The 622-nt window shown below is 62.5% G+C and carries 2 protein-coding genes; both read left to right on the top strand.

Going from position 1 to position 622, the window contains the following annotated elements:
* Positions 1-220: LysR substrate-binding domain-containing protein (locus tag J0A65_RS25105; protein WP_232850147.1), on the top strand; the 220-nt coding region annotated here is incomplete at its 5' end.
* Positions 221-314: 94 nt separating this feature from the next.
* The coding region (locus tag J0A65_RS25100) for a formate dehydrogenase accessory sulfurtransferase FdhD (RefSeq protein WP_206596947.1) at positions 315-622 on the top strand (308 nt) is incomplete at its 3' end.

Raw genomic sequence — 622 nt, 5'->3', positions numbered from 1 at the left:
CCATCACCTCACCCAGGCCGTCAGCGCCGGGCTGTGCTGCTGCATCATGCCGTTGCCGATAGACGGCACCCCGGCCGAAGGCCATCTGCGCCTGCTGCCCATCGAAGATGCCCACACCCTGGCCCCGCAGGGTCTGATCATGCGCCGCAGCGCGCCAGGCTCGCCCCTGGCCCAGGCCTGTTTCGAAGAGGCTCGGGACTGGCTGCAAACGCCACGATAGATACGCTCGATCAAGGTATCAAAGCCAACGATTAGACGCTCCTCGTCCATGAGCCTAGGCTTGCCTGTGTCAATCTGTCACAGAGCACGCCTCGATGGCCAAGCCAGACGCCTCGCCGCAGATTGCCAGTGCCTACGCCTACGCCGAACTTGGTGACGGCCGTGCGCAGCATGCCGCACTCGCCGAAGAATGCGCCCTGGCGATCAGCTACAACGACCTGAACCAAGCCGTGATGATGGTTTCGCCCCATCACCTGGAAGATTTCGCCGTGGGTTTCAGTCTCGGCAATGGTCTGATCTCGTCCATCGACGATATCTATGACATCCAGTTGCGCGGTCTCGGCGACAGCCGCGAAGCCCGCCTGGAAGTCAGCAGCCGCGCATTCTGGGCCATCAAGCAGCA

It is taken from the genome of Bowmanella yangjiangensis (assembly GCF_017255015.1).
In the GTDB taxonomy this organism is placed as follows: domain Bacteria; phylum Pseudomonadota; class Gammaproteobacteria; order Enterobacterales; family Alteromonadaceae; genus Bowmanella; species Bowmanella yangjiangensis.
Note: the sequence above shows the minus strand (reverse complement) of the source record. Positions and strands in the feature narration are given on the sequence as shown.